The organism is Labrenzia sp. R5_0, from assembly GCF_017743835.1.
Taxonomy (GTDB): Bacteria; Pseudomonadota; Alphaproteobacteria; order Rhizobiales; family Stappiaceae; genus Roseibium; species Roseibium algicola.
The window spans coordinates 805548-825688 of the sequence record NZ_JAGHRK010000001.1 but is presented as its reverse complement, the minus strand read 5'-3'; the positions used below and the strand labels follow the sequence as shown (position 1 = coordinate 825688).

12 protein-coding genes are annotated in these 20141 nt (G+C 59.7%); 2 read left to right on the top strand and 10 right to left on the bottom strand.

Annotated features, from left to right (window positions below):
- Positions 1–56: 56 nt before the first annotated feature.
- The 6 genes from J7447_RS03810 to J7447_RS03785 all read right to left on the bottom strand — a co-directional run bounded on the left by J7447_RS03810 (position 57) and on the right by J7447_RS03785 (position 8421).
- Complete coding sequence (locus J7447_RS03810) at positions 57–1943, bottom strand: ABC transporter substrate-binding protein (protein ID WP_209168784.1); 1887 nt, start codon at positions 1941–1943, stop codon at positions 57–59.
- The gene (locus J7447_RS03805; RefSeq protein ID WP_209168782.1) at positions 1940–3826 is read right to left on the bottom strand and encodes an ABC transporter ATP-binding protein; all 1887 of its coding nucleotides are present in this window, start codon (positions 3824–3826) and stop codon (positions 1940–1942) included. The genes J7447_RS03810 and J7447_RS03805 overlap by 4 nt, the downstream gene beginning before the upstream one ends.
- Positions 3827–4116: 290 nt before the next feature.
- Positions 4117–5994, bottom strand: coding sequence for an adenylate/guanylate cyclase domain-containing protein (locus J7447_RS03800; RefSeq protein ID WP_209168780.1), 1878 nt, complete (start codon positions 5992–5994; stop codon positions 4117–4119).
- Between the two features lie 115 nt (positions 5995–6109).
- Positions 6110–6694 carry an NUDIX domain-containing protein gene (locus tag J7447_RS03795; protein WP_062489429.1) on the bottom strand — a complete coding sequence of 195 codons (585 nt, stop codon included), beginning with the start codon at positions 6692–6694 and terminating at the stop codon, positions 6110–6112.
- Positions 6695–6711: 17 nt separating this feature from the next.
- Positions 6712–7896, bottom strand: coding sequence for a CaiB/BaiF CoA-transferase family protein (locus J7447_RS03790; RefSeq protein WP_055658728.1), 1185 nt, complete (start codon positions 7894–7896; stop codon positions 6712–6714).
- 27 nt (positions 7897–7923) lie between these two features.
- A complete protein-coding gene (locus tag J7447_RS03785; protein ID WP_031268106.1) occupies positions 7924–8421 on the bottom strand; it encodes a class I SAM-dependent methyltransferase in 498 nt (165 codons plus the stop codon).
- A 268-nt stretch (positions 8422–8689) separates the two neighbouring features.
- On the opposite strand from J7447_RS03785, the gene pepN reads away from it, so the two are divergent.
- Positions 8690–11335 carry an aminopeptidase N gene (gene pepN, locus J7447_RS03780; RefSeq protein WP_209168778.1) on the top strand — a complete coding sequence of 882 codons (2646 nt, stop codon included), beginning with the start codon at positions 8690–8692 and terminating at the stop codon, positions 11333–11335.
- Positions 11336–11491: 156 nt separating this feature from the next.
- Positions 11492–13846: a PAS domain-containing sensor histidine kinase gene (locus J7447_RS03775; protein ID WP_075282046.1), complete on the top strand. Its 2355-nt coding sequence runs from the start codon at positions 11492–11494 to the stop codon at positions 13844–13846.
- Positions 13847–13900: 54 nt separating this feature from the next.
- Here J7447_RS03775 and J7447_RS03770 read toward each other — a convergent pair whose 3' ends face one another.
- From J7447_RS03770 to J7447_RS03755, 4 genes are all read right to left on the bottom strand, one after another.
- Positions 13901–14794, bottom strand: coding sequence for an alpha/beta hydrolase (locus J7447_RS03770; RefSeq protein ID WP_209168776.1), 894 nt, complete (start codon positions 14792–14794; stop codon positions 13901–13903).
- Between the two features lie 111 nt (positions 14795–14905).
- Positions 14906–17902, bottom strand: coding sequence for a bifunctional [glutamine synthetase] adenylyltransferase/[glutamine synthetase]-adenylyl-L-tyrosine phosphorylase (locus J7447_RS03765; RefSeq protein WP_209168775.1), 2997 nt, complete (start codon positions 17900–17902; stop codon positions 14906–14908).
- Entirely contained in the window at positions 17859–19313 is a 1455-nt protein-coding gene (locus J7447_RS03760; RefSeq protein WP_055658714.1) for a HAMP domain-containing sensor histidine kinase, read from the bottom strand. Before J7447_RS03760 ends, J7447_RS03765 begins: the two co-directional genes overlap by 44 nt.
- Positions 19297–19983 (bottom strand): response regulator transcription factor, encoded by a 687-nt coding sequence (locus tag J7447_RS03755; RefSeq protein ID WP_022997819.1) that lies wholly within the window; start codon positions 19981–19983, stop codon positions 19297–19299. Before J7447_RS03755 ends, J7447_RS03760 begins: the two co-directional genes overlap by 17 nt.
- Between the last annotated feature and the right edge of the window lie 158 nt (positions 19984–20141).

The following is a 20141-nucleotide window of genomic DNA, read 5'->3' as shown; positions in this document are numbered from 1 at the left end:
TCCCCGGCCGGTTGGTGTCAGAACCAGCCGGACCGGAAAACAAGCGGAACTGCGGCTTACTTGGCCATGTAGAATTCATCCATGCGGTGAATTCCGAAATGGGCGCCGGGATCCCAGCCGTAGATACCTTCAAGCGGAACGTTTTCGACGTTCTTGATCACAACCGGCTGACGAACGCCGGAAACCAGACCGATATGAATGGTTTCGTCGGCATGGATCTGGAGCATTTCTTCCCAGATCTCGGTGCGCTCTTCCGGCGTTCTGGAGCTCAACCATGCGGTATAGAGTTCCATCAGACGCTCAGCCGGGGCCCAGTCGGGTTTTTCGCCGCCCTCACCCTGGGTTTCGAAATAGTCACCCCACTTGTGCCACGAAAACGCGTCGCCACGCACAGGGGCAAAATCTTCCGGCGGCATTTCGGACGTCGGAATGCCGTTCTCGAAGCCGGACCAGACAGACATCAGCAGGTCACCGGTGATGGCGCGCTCGCGCATGTTGTCACGCTGGCTCGGCTTGGCAAACAGAGCGACGCCGATCTCTTTCCACATTTCCTTGACCAGCTCCAGGGCATCATCCTGGACCTGTTCCTCGCCAGCTGTCTCCACGATGATTTCCAGCGGACGGCCATCGGACATCAGACGAATGCCGTTTCCGTTGCGCTTGGTGAGGCCGATTTCGTCCAGAAGCGCGTTCGCCTGTTCCGGATCGTATTCCGCCCACTTGGTGGTGAACTCGGCCTTGTAAAGCGGGCTGGACGCCAGAACCGTGTCGTTGCCCGGTGTTCCCAGCCCGAAGAACAGGACCCGGTTGAGCAGGTTGCGATCAATCCCGAGCGACAGGGCATGACGGAACTTCGTGTTGCGCATCAGTTCACGCCAGACCGGATCCTTGACCGTCAGGTTCGGCAGGATCGAGATCTCCGCACCCTTGGTGTTGGACCAGAGCGCGGTGACATAGTCATTGTCCTTTTCGCCCTTCTTCAGAACGGTAATGTCGGCGAAGTTGAGGTTACGTGCCTGCAAGTTGCTTTCGCCAGCCTGGGCCTTGGCAGGGATCAGCTTGCCGTCGGCAACCGTCATGATGATTTCGTCGACATAAGGAAGCTGCTGACCGGTGCTGTCGACCCGGTGATAGTATGGATTACGTTCCAGAACGAAGCGCAGGTCGCTGTCATCGCGGTTGCGCACCCAAGGCTGCAACGACGGCATGTCGACGTTCTGCGCGTTGTACATGTCGTCTTTTTTGTTATGGAGCGGTGCCCAGTCCCGCGCCTTCACCTTTGCAGCTTCCTTGGCGATCACATCAGGATCGCCGTATTTCTCGTGGAACTGCTTCAGATAGTGGGCTGGCCGATAGATGAACGGCGGACGGGACTTTGCCAGTTCCGGCAGGAACAGCGGGTTCGGCGTATCCCAGGTAAAGCGGACGGTGGTTTCGTCCAGGACCTCGAACTTGGGGCCTTTGCCGTTGGCCAGCAGGTACGGCGGCAGACCTGACGGAGTCAGGCTTTCGTTGCTGACAATGTCTTCGAAAAAGTAGCGGAAGTCCTCGGCACCGAAGGGATGGCCATCAGACCACTTGTGGCCGGCACGCGTGTGAAGCGTGAAAATGCGGCCATCTTCAACATCGACGTTCGCCAGGATATCGGGAACCAGTTCCAGTTGCTCGTTGTAGCCAACGAGGCGGGCATAGCCCCAAACGTTGATCAGTCGGACATCCTTTGCCCGGCCGATCAGGGTGTCGATCTTGCCTCCCGGCTTGCCGACGGTTCGACCCTTGGCTTCAAGATCAACGATCAGAGGGTCGGAGGGAACCCGTTCCGCCACAGGTGGCAGAGACGGATCAAGGCCCGGTGTTTCCTTCAGCTCCAACGCGGCCAGTGGCCCCGCCATCAGAGCGACGGTCAGGAAAAGACCGGCCCTTACGGAATTCAAAAACTTCATGCTGCAGTCCCCTCAAGCGCCTCGGCATTCTTCAGGCCAGGTGCGCAGACAAAGTGATCCGGTTCCATTTCCACCAGCGACGGCGCCTGGCCGTCGGTCAATCGGAAAGGTTCCGGCCAAGATTGCGGCTCCGATGCTCTGTTGGCATCTAGGGCGGCAAAATCCAGTGGTGCCGACAGGTCCGGCTCGGGCACGGCCGAAAGCAGTGCTTTCGTGTACGGGTGCAGCGGATTGCCGACGACAGTTCGTGTTTCCCCCATCTCAACCAGTCGTCCACGGCACATGACCGCGATCCGGTCGGCAACATAGTCGACCACGGCCAGGTTATGGCTGACAAAGAGATAGGTCAGGTTCAGGTCGCGCTTGAGATCCTGCAGAAGGTTCAGGATCTGCGCCTGTACCGAGACGTCGAGCGCCGAGGTCGGTTCGTCGCACAACAGGAATTCCGGGTTGAGCGCGAGAGCTCGAGCGATCCCGATGCGCTGGCGCTGACCGCCGGAGAACGAATGCGGATAGCGGCGCAGGAAACGCGGGTCGAGCCCCACCAGGTTCATCAGATTGCGTGCGCGCTCGGCCCGCTCCTGAGGGGTGCCGATGCCGTGCACCTCAAGGGGTTCCATCAGTGTGTCGTTGATGGTCATGCGCGGGTTGAGCGAGGAGAACGGGTCCTGGAAAATAAGCTGCACGCGGCGGCGATAGTCCATCAGTTCCGCGCCCTTGAGCTTGGAGATGTCTTCCAGCCCCTTGCCGCGATTGTAGAGGACATTGCCGCCCTCGATACCGATTGCCCTAAGGATGGCCTTTGCCGCGGTGGTCTTGCCGGAACCCGATTCCCCAACGAGGCCGAGACACTCGCCGCGGCGGATCGTCAGGTTGATGCTGTCGAGCGCGGTCATGGTCTTGACCTTGCCACCGAGGAAAGACCCCTTGCGCAGGGTGAACCGTTTGGTGACATCGCGCATTTCGACCAGTGGCTCGCCCGGCTTGACGTCGCAATGCGGGCGATTGGCCGTCAGTTCCTCCGAGCGGACCTTGATGGGCCGGATCGGCACCAGCCGCTCGTCCCGGTCCATGTGGAAGCTCGGGACCGCGTTGAGCAGAGCCTTCAGATAGTCGTGCTTGGGATTGGAGAAGAGCTGCTGCGCAGTGCCCTTTTCCATGATGCGGCCATGATAGATCACCGCGATTTCATCGGCCATATTGGCGACCACGCCAAAGTCGTGGGTGATCATCAGGACGGACATGCGCAGTTCGGCCTGAACTTCGCGAATGAGTTTCAGGATTTCCGCCTGAATTGTGACGTCGAGCGCGGTGGTAGGCTCGTCCGCGATCAGCAGCGCGGGGCGGCAGATCATGGCCATCGCGATCATCGCGCGCTGGCGCAGGCCGCCTGAGAGTTCGAACGGATAGGTGTCGAGAGCGCGCTCGGGATCGGGGAACTGGACCAGGCTCAGCATGGTCTTGGTCAGTTCGCGTGCCTCGGCGCTGGAAACGTTGCGGTGAAGAAGTGCGGCTTCGCCGATCTGGTCGCCGATGGTATGCAGCGGCGACAGCGACGTCATCGGTTCCTGGAAAATGATCGCAACCCGGTTGCCGCGCAGGTGCCGCATCTGCGGTCCCTTGCGCTCAAGCGCTGCAATATCGACAGGCGGCTCCGCGCCGGTCGGATCCGCCAGGATCACTTTCCCGGATGTAATGGATGCAGCCTGGGGCAGAAGACCCATGATCGTCTGCGATATGACCGTCTTGCCCGACCCGGATTCGCCCACCAGCGCGACAGTCCGGTTCTCGGGTACGACAAATGACACATTGTCGACCGCCCGGACCTGACCTTCCGCCGTATTAAAATCAACCGTCAGTCCCTCAATCGAGAGAACATTCACCGCGCATTTCCTCCCAGGCAAGGATTGTCTGACAGAGGCTTACTAAGCCCTCATTGCATTTGAAAGACAACCAAATTCGCCAGTGGATAGCAATGCAGGATTCATGAAAACAAACTGTGATGTTCGTCACAGTTTGCAAGAGCAGACCCGTTCCGCCACTCGATTAACGGGTGCAACCGAACGTTAAACTGCAATTGTCGAACGAACCTGAAATCATTTTTTCTGCGTTCATCTGAACACGAAACAGACTAGCTGGAAGCCTGGCCGGCGATCCAACGGTCCGGAAGGAATCACTCCGCGGCAGACACCGGCCGCTCCACGGGCCTGTGTACCGGCTTTGACTGCGGAAAGGGATCGAGCCAATAGACTTCCATCTGCCCGCTTCGGCCGCGCAGGTGATGCGCGCCGACCGGCCGCTGGTGCCGCTCACCAGGCAGATGCGCAACGGTGTCCGCACTCGCCAGGATGACGACTTCCGGGTTTTCGGGAACTTCCTTGCCAAGCGTCTGCAGGCGTTCGGCCGCATTCACGGTGTCGCCGACAACGGTATAGTTCCAGCGATCAAGCGCGCCGACATTGCCGACAACCGCCGGGCCGGTGTGAATACCGATCCGAAGCGCCATCTGCGGACGCCCCTGGGTAACCGCGTTCAGATTCGACTGATGCAGAGCGGCTGCAATCCGGCGTGCGGTTCTGACAGCAGCCTCCGCATGGTCCGGACGGGCATCGGGCGCGCCCCAGAAGGCCAGCATGCCATCCCCCAGGAACTTGTCGACCGTGCCGCCCTCGCCTTCGACCGCCTCGACCAGGATGGCGAAATGGTCATTCAGCAGGCTGGCGGTCTCTTCCGCACTCAGGTGCTCAGACAAGGCCGTGAACCCGACAATGTCGGTAAAGAGGATCGTGAGTTCGGCACCACGCGCCTGTGCAGCATTCCCGCCTCCCAATCGCATCAGCTTGATGAAGAGCGAGCGCGGCACATAGGTGTTCATGGCCTTGAGGCCTTCAACCATGGAATTGAAGGCCAGCGCCACCTGATCGATCTCCGCGACGCGGCTGCGCGGCAAGGGCTCAACCTCGTTGAGCGACAGGCTGCCGATACGCTTGGACTGAACTGCAAGGTACCGCAACGGGCGGGCGACGCGCCGCCCCATCCAGAATGCGATCAGCACCGACACCACGAGCGCACCGAAGCCGACGAACATGGAGCCCGCAAGACGCCGCAGCTCCCGGGAGACCGTCGCGCTGAGGTAATACTGCCCGACAGTCCAGGGCCGGTCGCTGAAACCATCCAGTCGGGCCTTCATGACGATATATTCTTCGTTGTTTGCATCAACGGTGGAGACGTCGATGCCAAGTTCCGCAGCTTTCTTGAATTCGTCCAGCTTTTCTTCATTTACCATGGCAGCCAGAACGGGGTCGCCGATCGTCTGCCAGGAGCCCGGCAACTTGTCCTGAATGCTGCCGCCGGTCTGGAGCCAGGGAGCGTCCGAATGCAGGATCACCTGATCTCCGTCCGCGATGATGAAGACGGTGTTGTCGCCGCCTTCGTCCTGAGCAGAAACGATGTGGGCAAGTTCTTCCATGGACGTCGCAGCCGTCAGCATGCCGGCAACCTTGCCGTCCCGCACCAACGGCACCGAAACATTCGCGAAAAGACCGACCTCGTGTTTGACGAGCGGGCCCCAGGTCGGCGGACTGTCGGCGCTCAACTGCGGCATTTCCTGCATGTTCATGCCGGGTGGTGGCGCGTCGGTTTCAATCCGCCACAGTTTGCCGGTCGGTGCCCGATAGATCCCCAGCTTGCTTCTGTCGGTCGAAGTCACGACCAGTGTGGTGATATCGTGATTGGATTTCAGCGCGATCGAGAGATCCTGCAGCGTCCTTTCCGTATCGTCAAAGCCGAGCGTGCCGTCGTCGAAATAGGGCTTCAGGCCGATGATCGCGTTTTCGACAGACACGAAATGCGTCCGCAGCTGCGTCTCGAGCGCCTGGGTGCTCAGGATCGTCTTGTCATTCAGCAGGGAAAACGTGTTGCGAAAGTTTGCCGAGACAGACAGGCCCAGCACAAGACCGATCGCAATCGCAACGAACGCACCGAACCCCAGCCCGACGATAGTCGTCAGGGGCAGCATTATGCGCCGGCCGGTGCGTTTCGATATTTTCATTGGGCGGTGACCCTTCTTGCGAACAGGCAGCTTACCTGCATGACGGTTTCCGTCAAATTAAGGCAAGCTTTCGACTTTCCACCGCAAAGGACTGCCACCGCGATGTCTTTTGCCTTTAGCCGGTCAATCGACGCAGGGCCAGTTCCTGCAGCAAGATAATGGTTTTTGCGTCCATGATTTCACCGGAGCGGATCATCTCGAGCGCCTCGTCGAGCGGAACGTGCATCACCTCGATATCTTCGCCCTCGGCTTTCTTCCCCCCACCTTCAGCGACCTTGTCCTTCAGGTGGTATGTCCCGCGGAAGAATGCCACATATTCGGTTACGGATCCCGGACTGGTGAAGGCATCGAAGAGATGTTCCAGATCCGAAACCTCAAATCCTGTTTCCTCGATAAGTTCAGCGCGCATTCGATCCTCTGGATGCGCACCTTCCAGAAGACCGGCGGGTGCTTCGATCAGCATCGGGTCACGGCCGGCAGCCCAGATAGGCAGCCGGAACTGGCGCGTCAGCAGCACGCAATTGCGTTCCGGATCGTAGAGCAGGCAGGTTGCTCCATGTCCCTTTTCGTAAACTTCACGCACCTGCGCCTGCCAGTCGCCGTCCCGGCGCCTGTACTCGATCCGGTGGCGGGTCAGCGTTCCCCAGGAATTGGACAGAACTTCGCTATCGGAGACCTTGAGGTAATCCGGGGTGCTCATGGCAGTGCTTTCTTCGCTCAGGAGTTCGGGTCAGACGTGATGCCCAGTTCCTTCAGGATTTCTTCCGTGTGCTCGCCAAGTGCCGGCGCGGCGCGGTCCAGCACGAGTGTCCCGTTCCGAAACCTGATGGGCGTGCGGACGGAGGCAACGGAGCCTCCTTCGACACCGGTCGCTGGCAGGTCGACCTTCATATCCCGGTGCAACACCTGCTTGTCGTTGAAGACATCTTCCACGGAATTGATCGGTCCAGCCGGAACACCCTCGCCCTCAAGCGCGGCCAGGAGGTCGTCGCGGGCTCTCGTGGACGTTTCCGCCGTCAGGATCGGTACAAGGTCCGAGCGGGCGGCAACCCGCGCTGCGTTGGTGGCGTAGCGGGGATTGTCGGCAAGTTCCGGCAGGCCAAGAACAGCACAAAGGCGCCTGAACTGGCCATCATTGCCGACCGCGATGATCAGATGCCCGTCGCTGGCCGGAAAGACCTGGTAGGGAACGATGTTGGGATGCGCATTGCCCAGACGTTTCGGCGCCTTGCCCGAAACAAAGTAATTGAGCGCCTGGTTGGCCAGCACTCCGACCTGCGCATCGAGCAATGCCATGTCGACCCATTCGCCTTCGCCGGTTTCGTCGCGGCGGCGCAAGGCGGCAAGAACGCCGACGACACCGTAAAGCCCGGTAAAGATATCCGCGAACGCCACCCCGATCTTCTGCGGGTCGCCTTCCGGGTCCCCGGTCAGATCCATGATGCCGCCCATGCCCTGGATCATGAAATCGTAGCCGGCCCGATGTGCATAGGGCCCGTCCTGGCCGAACCCGGTGATCGAACAATAGATCAGCTTCGGATTGACCTTGGAAAGGCTGTCGTAGTCGAGGCCGTATTTGGCGAGCCCACCGACCTTGAAGTTCTCGACCAGAATGTCGGCGTCCGCCACCAGGCGGCGGACAAGGTCCTGACCTTCCTGTGTGCGAAAGTCGACCGCAATGGAACGCTTGCCGCGGTTACAGGCATGAAAATAGGCGGCATCCCGGTCCGCGCCCGCCTCGTCCTTGACGAATGGCGGTCCCCAGCCCCGGGTATCATCGCCTTGCGGGCTTTCCACCTTGATGACGTCTGCCCCGAGGTCCGCGAGGGTCTGGCCCGTCCAGGGCCCGGCCAGAATGCGGGCCAGTTCGACAACCTTGATGCCTTTGAGCGGCGCGGTCATGTGTCTCTTCCTGAATAGTGCCGACGGTCAGGCTTCTGATGTCTTGCGATAGATATGATAGCGACCCCGGTGAATGCCATCCGGCTTTTTCAGGGTCTCGTAATTCGGCAGGTTGAGTTCGAGCGCGCACAGGATAATTCCGCCAACGGCCATGTGGGCATCTATTGAAGGAGCCAGCCAGGAAGCTGTCGCAAGGTCATTTGTAGGATCAGCCGAACCGATGTCGATATGGGCGAACGACGCCTTCGCCCCGATCCGCGGCCCGCAGAAAACAAGCGTGTCGCGAATGTTGCCGAGGATCATGTGATGCGCGTCCGGAGCGCAGCTCGGGTGGCAGTCCATGGCGAAATCGAATACGAAAATTTCCTTGTTCGGATAAATCTCGCGCAAGTGGTCATAGGTTCTGCCATTGCCCAACCCGAGTTCCAGGATAGGTCCGTCGACTTCGTTGACCTTGTCGACCAGAAATTCAAGCAATGTTTTCTGGGATGTCATTCGACGAATAAAACTGTCCAAACGGCTCATTAAAAAATTCCCTGCAACTTACGACGCTCCTGACATAGACAATGCCCCGGCTGCCGTCAAAACCTCCCGTCCGTATTTAGGTGTTATCAAAGGCTGACGGAATACCAGCCCTTGCGGAAGGTCAAACAGGACTTTGCCGTAATCTGCGATCATGCTAACGCCTTAGGTCATCCTCACATTTTCATGAGGGTGCGGTTGCGGCCTCCAAAAAGGGCCTTTCGGCCAGGCACAGGCAGGCAATTGCGCCTAACATCAGCAGGAGAATTCGATGCGTTCAGAAACGGCGCCGGCCATACGGCTGGAAGACTATCAACCGCCACTTTATCGCATCGACAAGGTCGCCCTGAACGTTGAACTCGCCCCCGGCGCAACCCGCGTTACCGCGACTCTTGAGGTCAGCAGGCAACCGGGAACAGAGGCCGGCGCCCCGCTTGTGCTGGATGGTGACGAATTGTCACTTGCGGGCATCAAGCTGAACGGCGAAGCGCTTGCCGAGACTGCCTATGCAGCGACAGCCGATCGTCTCGAACTTGCCTCACCGCCTGCCGATCCGTTCGAGCTGACACTCGTGACCGAACTCGATCCGGACGCGAACACGAAGCTGATGGGGCTCTACCGCTCTTCGGCAACCTATTGCACCCAATGCGAGGCCGAGGGCTTTCGCAGGATTACCTATTTTCTGGACCGACCGGATGTCCTTGCCGTTTACACGACACGTCTGGAGGCCTCGAAGAAAGACTGCCCCGTTCTCCTGGCCAACGGCAATCTGACGGAGACAGGAGATATCGACGGCACCGGCAGGCATTATGCCGTGTGGCACGACCCGCACCCGAAACCGGCCTATCTGTTCGCACTGGTTGCAGGCGATCTCGCCGAAGTTCCGGACACGTTCACCACCATGTCCGGCAAGGAGGTCGCACTCAACATCTACGTCGAGCATGGCAAGGAGAGCCTGTGTGACTGGGCCATGGATTCGCTGAAGAGGTCCATGCGCTGGGACGAGGAAGTGTTTGGCCGAGAATACGATCTGGAGGTGTTCAACATCGTCGCCGTGTCGGACTTCAACATGGGCGCGATGGAAAACAAGGGCCTCAATATCTTCAACGACAAGTACGTTCTGGCCGACCCGGAAACGGCAACCGACCAGGATTATGCCAATATTGAAGCCGTGATCGCACACGAATACTTCCACAACTGGACCGGAAACCGCATCACCTGCCGGGACTGGTTCCAGCTGTGCCTGAAGGAAGGCCTGACGGTGTTCCGCGACCAGGAGTTTTCGTCCGACATGCGCTCGCGCGCGGTCAAGCGCATTGCCGATGTACGCTTGCTGAAGTCGCATCAGTTTCCGGAGGATGCAGGCCCGCTCGCACACCCTGTGCGTCCGCGAACCTATCATGAAATCAATAACTTCTATACGGCGACTGTCTATGAAAAAGGCGCCGAGGTTGTTCGCATGCTGCAGACGCTTCTGGGCGAACAGAAGTTCCGGGCCGGACTGGACCTCTATTTCGACCGCCATGACGGCGAAGCAACCACAATCGAGGCATTCCTGTCCTGCTTCGAGGAAGCATCGTCCACCGATCTTGAACAGTTTTCGCTCTGGTACGAGCAGGCAGGAACGCCAGTCGTGTCGGTGGAAACGGAATATGATCCCGACCGCAAGTCCTTCACCGTTTCATTGTCCCAGGAAATCCCGCCCATTGCCGGCCAGAAGTCCAGCAAACCGGCAGTCATCCCGCTTCGTTTCGGGTTGATCGGCCCCAATGGCGAGGACATGGAAACAGGCTCCGTGGAGGGTGCCAACGTCGCCGGCGATGTGCTTGTGCTCGACAAGGCTCACCAGGACGTCGTCTTCCACAATGTCGCCGCCGCTCCCGTTCTGTCTCTCCTGCGCGGTTTCTCCGCACCCGTTCGTCTGAACCAGCCCCTGCATTCCGAGGAACTCCTGTTTCAGGCAGCACAGGATCGGGACCCGTTCAATCGATGGCAGGCGGTGCAGACGCTGGCGATGCAGGACCTTGTGAGGCTTGCCGGTCTGGTCCGTGACGGCTCGGAAGGCACGCCGTCCGAAGACGTCATCGGTGTGTTCGCGTCTGTTCTGAGTGAAACCCAGCTGGATGAAGCCCTGCGTGCGCAGGCACTCACGTTGCCCAGCGAAGCGGACGTCGCACAGGAAATCGGCAAGGACGTCAACCCGGACGCCATTCATACGGCCCGTCAGATGCTGCGGCGCGCAGTTGCCGCCCGCATCGCATCTTCCCTCGTCCCGTTCATTACCGTCCAGTCCGCAGGTGGGACCTTTTCGCCGGATGCGCAGGCAGCCGGAAAACGAGCGCTCGCAAACCGTTGCCTGCATTATTACGCAGTCTCCGGCGCAGCCGATGCGACTGACCTTGTCTGGTCGCGGTTTGCCTCTGCCGACAACATGACTGACCGCCTCGCGGCCCTCACCCTTCTGGTACACGACCATATGCCACGTGAAGAGGAAGCGCTTGCAGCTTACCGCGAGCGGCACACGGACAGCTCTCTGGCCATGGACAAGTGGTTCATGACCCAGGCCACCGCGCCCGGCAACGAAACGCTGGACCGGGTCAAGGCATTGATGTCGGACCCATCCTACGATGCCGGCAACCCGAACCGTGTCCGCTCGCTGCTGCAATCCTTTGCCACCGGCAACCCGACACAATTTGCCCGGATGGATGGTGCCGGATTCGAACTGATCGCCGAATCAGTTCTGGAGATCGACAAGCGAAATCCACAAGTGGCATCGAGACTTCTGACGAGCTTCCGCTCGTGGCGCGCACTTGACCCACAAAGAAGTGCCCTTGCTGAATCTGCCCTCTTGAGGATTTCAGCATGCGAAAATCTGTCGAGAGACAGCCGTGACATCGTCGACAGAACCTTGCAGTAGTCTGCAATACTGAAAAAGGTTAACGAAAGAACGGAAAATCCGGATTTGCGTTAACCATTTTATTCTTTGACGGGTCTGGACAAAAACAGACGATTTGATTCAAATGGAAGTGATTCGGGGCACCCCCGACGCGGCGGTTTTTGAGGCACACTTCCTATGGCGAGAGCATTAGCTGGCGACGCATCTGCGCGGCGCGGCGAGAAGGAGTCTGAGTGGGAGACAGACGCAGGCACAAAACGCCTGCCTCTGCGCACCCTCCTCGGCGCTCTGGCCGAAAGCCTGGCCCGCTCCGATAGCCTGATGCGACGCCTCATTCCCGGCCTCGCCATCATCTTCATCGTCATACTCGCCCTGTTCCGCACCGGCGACCTTGTCAGCGATTACACCCGGACCCAGGAAAACGCCCAGGTTACGCTCAGCCTGATGGCAACTGTCGTCGCCAGCGGCCTGATGTCGTCGGAAAACGATCTGCCTGAAACGGGCTACCGGACGACGTTGAAACGCATCCTTGCCGACAGTCTGCCCACAGGGGCGACCAGCAAGGGCCGCATTTATCTCGTTGCGGACCAATCCGGCACCATCGTTGCCTCGGCACCGCTCCAGCCATCGCTTGAAAGCCGGCCGATCAGCGACCTCCTTGGCCCATCACAGCCACTCATGGTGTTTGGCGCCCGTGCCGGCGTGATGCCGGTTGCCACCAACCTTGGTACAGGCCGGGGCCAAGAACAGGTTCTCGCAACGGTTCATCACCTCGACGGCCGCCTCGGAATGGTGGCGGTGCTGCAGCCGGAAAACGAGATCTTCAGCCAGTGGCGGGATGACCTTTCGGCCAATGTGACGCTCTTCGTCGGAACTTCGCTGGTGCTGCTTGCGGTCATCTACGGCTTCTTCAGCCAGGCAACCCGCGCGGAAGCGGCCGACGACATGTATGCGGCAACCCGTGCCCGCATCGACACTGCCCTCACCCACGGTCGTTGCGGACTGTTCGACTGGGATCTGTCGCGCGGCAGAATGTTCTGGTCCTCTTCGCTGTACGAGCTGCTCGGACGCGAACCCAAGGACGATATTCTCAGCTTTGCCGATGTCGCCGACATCACCCATCCCGATGACATCGACCTTCTGGGCCTTGCCGAGCACCTGCTGGAAAGCGGTGAAACCCTGGTCGATGAGACCTTCCGCATGCGCCACGCCGACGGAAGCTGGATCTGGCTTCGCGCCCGCGGTGAAATCCAGTCGGAACCCGGCCGTGCCGAGCCGCACCTCATCGGTATCTGCATCGACATTACCGAGCAGCACGAGCTTGCCGAACAGAGCCGTATGGCAGATCTTCGCCTGCGTGATGCGATCGAGACAATCTCGGAAGCTTTCGTTCTGTGGAATGCCCGAAACGAGCTTGTGATCTGCAATTCCAACTATCAGTCGCTGCACAGCCTGCCGAACGCCGTGATCAAGCCGGGCACGCCCTACAAGGACGTGATGGCAGCTGCCTCCAATGCCGAAGTAGCACCGCAACCGGTCACTCTTCGCCAGCGTGGCGGCGCTCCTGATGGCTCCTACGAAGCGCAACTGGAAGACGGTCGCTGGCTGCAGATTTCCGAGCGGCGCACCAAGGACGGCGGCTTCGTGTCTGTCGGGACCGACATTACGCCGCTCAAGAAACACGAAGAAAAACTGATCGACTCCGAAAAGCGGTTGAGGGCAACCGTTTCCGATCTCCAGAAGTCCCGCCAGACCCTTGAGGTTCAGGCCCGGCAGCTGGTGGAAATGGCAGAAAAGTACCAGGAAGAGAAAACCCGGGCGGAAGCCGCCAACAAGGCCAAGTCCGAATTCCTGGCCAATATTTCTCATGAACTGAGAACGCCGCTCAACGCCATCATCGGCTTCTCCGACATCATGACGCAGGAAATGTTCGGCCCCGTCGGCACCGACAGGTATTCCGACTACTGCAAGGATATCTATTCTTCCGGCACATACCTGCTGAACGTGATCAACGACATCCTCGACATGTCCAAGATCGAAGCCGGTCGCATGAGTATCGAGACCGAAACGGTCAATGCGTCGGAATCGGCCGAAGATGCCAGCCGGATCGTCACGGGAGCTGCGACCGAGAAGAACATCACCGTCACCACCGATGTCGTTGAAAACGTCTCGGTGCACGCAGACAAGCGGGCGCTCAAACAGATCCTGCTTAACCTGCTGGCCAATGCGGTGAAGTTCACGCCGGACAATGGCACCGTCACGCTCAGGGCGCGGCCACGCGGAGACAAGCTGCATTTCGAAGTGATCGACACAGGCATCGGAATTTCAGAGCGCGATATAGAACGTCTCGCCCAACCCTTCGTGCAGGTGGAAAACCAGTTCACCAAGACCCACCAGGGCTCCGGCCTCGGACTAGCCATCGCCCGCTCGCTGGTTGAACTTCATGGCGGAGCGCTGGTAATCAAGTCGGAAGTCAAGAAAGGCACCACTGTCAGCTTCACCTTGCCGCTTGCCGACAAGGAAGCCGCCTGAAGGGCTTTACCCTCCAGGCGAGCCAGGTTGTCCGTAGCCCTAAAGCACAGCAGATCAGTCGTTGCCGCTTGTTGTTGCCAGTTCGCTCAGGATGTCGAGCGAACGGCTCCACAGCAATGCGCCGCCTTCCTCCGGAAAAAACCGGCGGCTTGCATTGGGCAATCTGCCTGCGAGCGAAAGACCGAAGTCCGGTGAATGAACCGGGCTGCCATCCTTGCCGCCGTACCAGAGCGAGACCGGGCAGTCGATCATGCCAAGGTCGATACACCAGGGCCTGAGCGCTGCGAGCGTATCAAGGACGTATCCTTTCGGTCCCTGCCTGAAGCCTTCCCGAAGGGCGTGCCTGTAGGCTGCGGCGAAAGGTTCGACGCCATATACCGACCTGTCTTCCGGTGAGCTCATCGACAGTACCAGGTCGTAGAAGCCATCCGGCTCGGCGAAGCCTTCAAGCATGGCAGAAAACCCTGCGGGATCTTCCTGTGCATGCCGGGTCATGTCCCTCACCTGATCCGGCAAACCATCAGCGAATTCCGGACGGTAGAGTTCATCCTGACCGGAGACGATCGCCAGGGAGCTTGCAGTTCCCGACGCTGCAGCGGCGAAAGCGAAAGGCGCTCCTTGCGAAAAGGCGACCACTGGGATGCCGACAAGGCCAAGCTTCGCAACAAGTTCGCCAACGTCACGCGCGACACTTGCCAGTGACTTGTCAGGATCGGGCGATGAAGCGCCGAGGCCCGGCCTGTCCGGTGCAATCAATCGAAGGTTTAGCTTTTCGAGATGTTCCTGGCCAAAGCCAAGTGTGCCGGCCATGCCGGCGCCTGTCAGAAACAGAACCGGAGTGCCTGTGACCGGACCCCATTCAGACCAGGCAAACACACGGTTGCCGGCCAGCGCAATACGGTCGCTCCGGTCCGGACGACGGACCGTTTCGTCGAATGAATAAGTCATGAGGTTTCTCAGAGTATGGGAAAGGGTTCGCTCAAGAGAGCGCGAATGATTTGAAATCGGCCGCCGGCGCGGCCCTTCCCTATCCCAATGGAAACAGCTTGGCAATCGGGGTCAAGTGTTGACCGTTTCAACCTCGCCAATCAGCCGCACAAACGTCTCGCGCACCTTCACCTGAAGGTCTGCGAGCTCTGCTTCCAACCGAGTGAAGGTCGGACTGCCGGAGGCCTGAACCAGGAGATCCAGCACCCCGCGGGGTGCTTCTGCCGGCACGAACTTGCCGGAAAGAGCCAGCCGCAACACCTGGGTCAGACGGTGGTAAAGCCTGAGAGCTTCCAACAACAGCCCGGCATCGCCCAGGGTCAGAAAGCCTGCGTCGCGGGCCAGTTCCAAAGCCTGTTCCGTGCTTTGTGCCAGGATTTCCGGATTTTCCTGAGCGTGTGCAAGCTGCAGAAACTGGGCAAGAAACTCGATATCGACCAGACCGCCGGCCACCTGTTTCAGATCCCAGACATCCTTGGTGCCTTTTTCCTTCTCGATCCGGGCACGCATGGTGCGGACATCGTCGGCCAGCTTCGTCAGATCACGCGTCTGCACCAACGTGCCGCAGATGCTGTCGACAATCTTCTGCTTGAACTCAGGCGTCGTGGAGGCAATCACCCGTCCACGCGTCAGAGCCATATGCTCCCAGGTCCAGGCCTCTTTCTGCTGGTAGGCTATGAAGCCGTCGAGATTGGTCGCGAGCGGACCTGCATTGCCGGACGGACGAAGCCGGAAATCAACCTCGTAAAGCGAGCCTTCGGCCGTCGGTGCGCTGAGGGCCGTGACCAGCCGCTGGGTCAGACGGGTGTAATACTGGGTGATCGCAAGAGGCCGCTTGCCATCAGACTGCTTGACGTCTTCCGGCGCTTCATAAAGCAGGATCAGGTCCAGATCGGAGGCTGCCGTCATTTCGCGCCCCCCAAGCTTGCCCATGGCCAGGACCGCGATATTGCCCCCCGGCACTGTGCCGTTGCTTTCGCCGACATGCACGATCACTTGCTTCAGGATTCGGTCGACGACAACTTCGGCCAGCCGTGCCAGTGCAAACCCTACCCGGTCGGCGGACAAGGTATCTGAAATCATCCGCAGACCGATCAGAAACTGCTGCTCCTGGGTAAATATCCGCGCCCTGTCCAGTGCTTCCTCATAAAAGCGGGCCTGAGACAGGGTTCTGTCGAGCCCGGCGCGGAACTCCTCGACGCTCGGCATGGCGCCAAAAAACGCCGGATCGAGGACTGCATCCAACACATGAACCCGCTTGGAGACCGTTTCGGCCATGCGTGGCGCAGCGCCCATGGTGGTTGCCAGCAACGTCAGGAGCTGTGGATTGGACCTCAGCAGCGAGAACAGCTGCACGCCCGCCGGCAGCTTGGCCAGAAAGTTGTCGAACGCCCGCAGGGCAGCGTCCGCATTGTCCGTGGCCGCCAGCGCACTGAGAAGCGCAGGATGCATTTCGGTCAACCGCTCGCGCGCCTTGGTCGAACGGGTGCACGGATAGCGGCCGAAATGCCAGGCCTTGACGATCGCGGCAGCTTCCGCAGGCTGCTTGAAACCAAGACCGGCAAGCGTCTCCAGGGTCCCGGGATCGTGGTCATCGCCGGTAAAGACTAGATTGCCCAGCTCGGACGACAGTGCCGGTTCATCTTCGAACAGTTCGGCATAATGGTGCTGAACCGTTCGCAAGTGGTCGAGCAGTGCCGTTTCAAAGGCTGCAAGCGTGTCGTAACCCATCAGCGCGGAAACCCGCTTCATGCCGTCTTCATCCTTCGGCAGAAGCTGGGTCTGCTCGTCGTTCAGCATCTGGATACGATGCTCGACATTGCGCAGGAACCGGTAGGCGGCGGCCATTTCGTCGCGTGTCTTGCCCTTGATCCAGTCTGCATCCACCAGAGCGTCCAGCATGTCGAGTGTGCGACGCCCGCGAAGGGCCGGGTTGCGGCCACCCGCGATCAGCTGCTGGGTCTGGACGAAGAACTCCACCTCCCGGATGCCGCCACGGCCGAGCTTGACGTTATGTCCGGCAACCGCAATGGCCCCGTGGCCCTTGTGCATATGGATCTGGCGCTTGATCGACTGAACGTCAGCAATTGCTGCAAAGTCCAGGTACTTGCGCCAGATGAACGGCACGATTTCATGCAGGAAGGATTCGCCGGCGGGAATGTCGCCCGCGCAAGGCCGCGCCTTGATCAGCGCTGCCCGTTCCCAGTTCTGCCCCAGGGATTCGTAATAGACCAGCGCAGCGGGCACCGACATGGCAAGCGGGGTCGCACCGGGATCGGGGCGCAGGCGAAGATCCGTACGGAAGACGTAACCGTCCGCGGTCCGGTCTTGCATGATCTTGACCAGGCGCCGCGTCAGCCGAACGAATTCCACCGGAGCTTCCGCGGTTCCCGCCATGGGCGCCTTGGCCGGGTCGTAAAGAACGATCAGATCGATATCGGACGAATAGTTCAGTTCATTTGCACCGTGCTTGCCCATGGCAAGGACGATGAGGCCGCTATCGACTTCCGGCTTCTCCAGGTCATGAGGTGCGAACTTGTTCAGACGGACCAGATCGCCGAGGCAGAACCTGATTGCCGCTGTCAGCGCGGCGTCGGCAAATCCGGCCAGGGCACCGGTAACGCGGTTCAGACCGATCGCACCGGAGATATCGGCGAGACCGAGCGTCAAGGCGAGATCGTGTTTGAAGTGGCGCAAGGTCCGCATGATACCGGCCTCGTCCTCCGCCCGCGCTTCACGGGCGGCAGACAGCAGGTTTTCAAGACGGCTTTCCGGCGCTTCCTGCAGCAAGCGAAGGAGACGCGGTGGATCGGCGAGCATCAGATCGCGCAAATAGGGCGAGTTTCCAATGACCCCGATCAGGAAACCTTCCAGGTCCGGTTTTTCGTCCAGAAGAGCATTGAGGGCCTCGCCGGCTTCGGCATGAGCCAGAAGATCTTTCAGGAACAGAGCTGCATGATCGGGATCCGGTGCCGTTGGGACCACCGCGATCCGGTCGGCCAGAACGCCCGCGCCACCGTCCTGGTCAGTTCCCTTCTCCCGTTTGCCCGGCTGTGCCGCCTTGTTCATGCCCGCTCCTGCTGCTGTCCGGTTTCACCGGCTTGAGATCGATCCGGGCGCTCAGCCCCGGGTCCTCATTCATGAAGCGCAAGTCTCCGCCATGCAAGCGGGCAACCGCCTTGACAAGACTCAATCCAAGGCCTGTTCCAGGTTCGGAACGGCTTTCCTCCAACCGAACGAAACGTTCCTTCACCCGGTCCTGATCCTTTTCCGGAATGCCGGGACCATTGTCGGTGACGCTGAGGACGATGCGACCGTCCTCCTCCCGCCCGCCAAGGCGAATAAGCAGGTCGCCCGTTTCAGGACGACCGTATTTCAGTGCATTCTCAATGAGATTCACCAGTACCTGGCTGATGAGGTCGCGATTACAGTCTGCCTTCAGCCCTTCGGGCAAATCGGTTTCAAGCTTGCCGCCCTCATCTTCAACCAACGGCTCGTAAAGTTCGGCAACTTCGGCAACCAGCTTGTTGAGATCGGTCGGCTCCATGACGGAGGCCGGTGCCATGGATTCAACACGCGCAATACGCAGCAGCGCGTTGAATATCCTCAGGAGCTGGTCGGATTCCTCCAGTGTCGCTTCCAGGGCGCCGCGGTAGCCCTCCTCCCCCTTGGCTTCACGCAAGGCATTTTCGATCCGGGTCTGCAGGCGCGTCAGAGGTGTCTTCAGGTCATGGGCGATGTTGTCTGTCACATCCTTCATCGACTGCATCAGCAGTTCGATCCGGTCGAGCATCGTGTTGAGATTGATCGCCAGACGATCGAATTCGTCGTCATTGCCCGCAACGGGCAGACGGCCGGAGAGCTCACCCTGCATGATCGTGCGGCTGGTGGCGGAAATCTCGTCGATGCGCTTCATCACCCTGCGGCTGACAAACAGCCAGGTGATCGCGGCCATGACCACCACGACGACCAGCCACAGGCGCAAGGCGTTGGCCAGAAGGTTGGAGAACCTGAGCTGGTCGCCCAGGTCACGCCCAACCAGCAGACGGAAGCCGCCGCGAAGCTCAAACGTGCGCACCATGGCCTGCCGCTCTACGTCCTCTGCATCCTGGCCAAGGCGCGTGTAACGAACCCGGCGCAATCCACCATCTGCCTCTTCGAGAACGGTGGTCGGCAGGCGGGCAATATTCCCGACAAGCGCATTGCCGGCGAAATCGACCAGGAGATAAAGGCTGGCATCTGGGTGGCGGGAGCGCCTGTCGATGGTTTCGACAAGATCGCGAACACCGCCGCGCACATAGACGTCGGCAAGGGTTTTCAGTTCTGAATCGACGGATTGAACCACCTGCTCGGACATCAGGTTGTCCGTGTTGTCCGCAATATAGAACAGCAGCACACCGGACATCACCGTGAAGACGGCAATGTAGAGCAGCGACAGCTTGAAGGCTGTGGTTCTGGTAAACCTAGTGAGCCGCGTCACGGATCGTATATCCGGCACCCCGGATGGTGTGCAGAAGTGGTGTTTCGAAGCCCTTGTCGATCTTGCCGCGCAGACGGGAGATATGAACGTCGATCACGTTGGTCTGCGGATCGAAGTGATATTCCCAGACGTTTTCGAGCAGCATCGTACGGGTCACCACCTGACCGGCGTTCTGCATGAGATATTCCAGAAGGCGGAATTCACGCGGCTGCAGCGGGATTTCCGTTTCGCCGCGGCGGCACGAATGCGCCATCCGGTCCAGCGTCAGGTCGCCGACGGTATAGGTGGTCTCAATCTGGCTGGCTGACTTGGGGCGTCGTGCCAGTGCCTCTATGCGGGCTTGAAGTTCGGTAAAGGCATAAGGCTTGGGCAGGTAGTCGTCGCCACCGGCCTTCAGGCCCTTGACGCGGTCATCGACCTGACCGAGCGCCGAGAGGATCAGCACCGGTGTGTGATTGCCTTCCCGGCGCAGGTCCTGAATGACCGAAAGGCCGTCCATCTTTGGCAGCATGCGGTCAACGATGAGGATGTCGTAGTCCCTGTCGAGGGCCATATCCAGCCCGGTCCGCCCATCGGCAGCCTGGTCGGCGGTGTGGCCCAGTTCACTCAAACCCTTGACGAGGTAGCTTGCAGCTTCCGGGTCGTCTTCAATGACAAGAATCCTCAACATCTCATCCTTTTAGCTTGAGTTGGCCCTAAAGAAAATGGCTGACGGCGGCGATGGATGTGAGAGTCGCCGCCGCCAGTCAGTCAGGGTTTAGCAGATAAACCCTTGGCAATGACCGGCCCGTCGGGGTTTGGGGGCAGAGGGCAGGCCGGTCTTGCCTC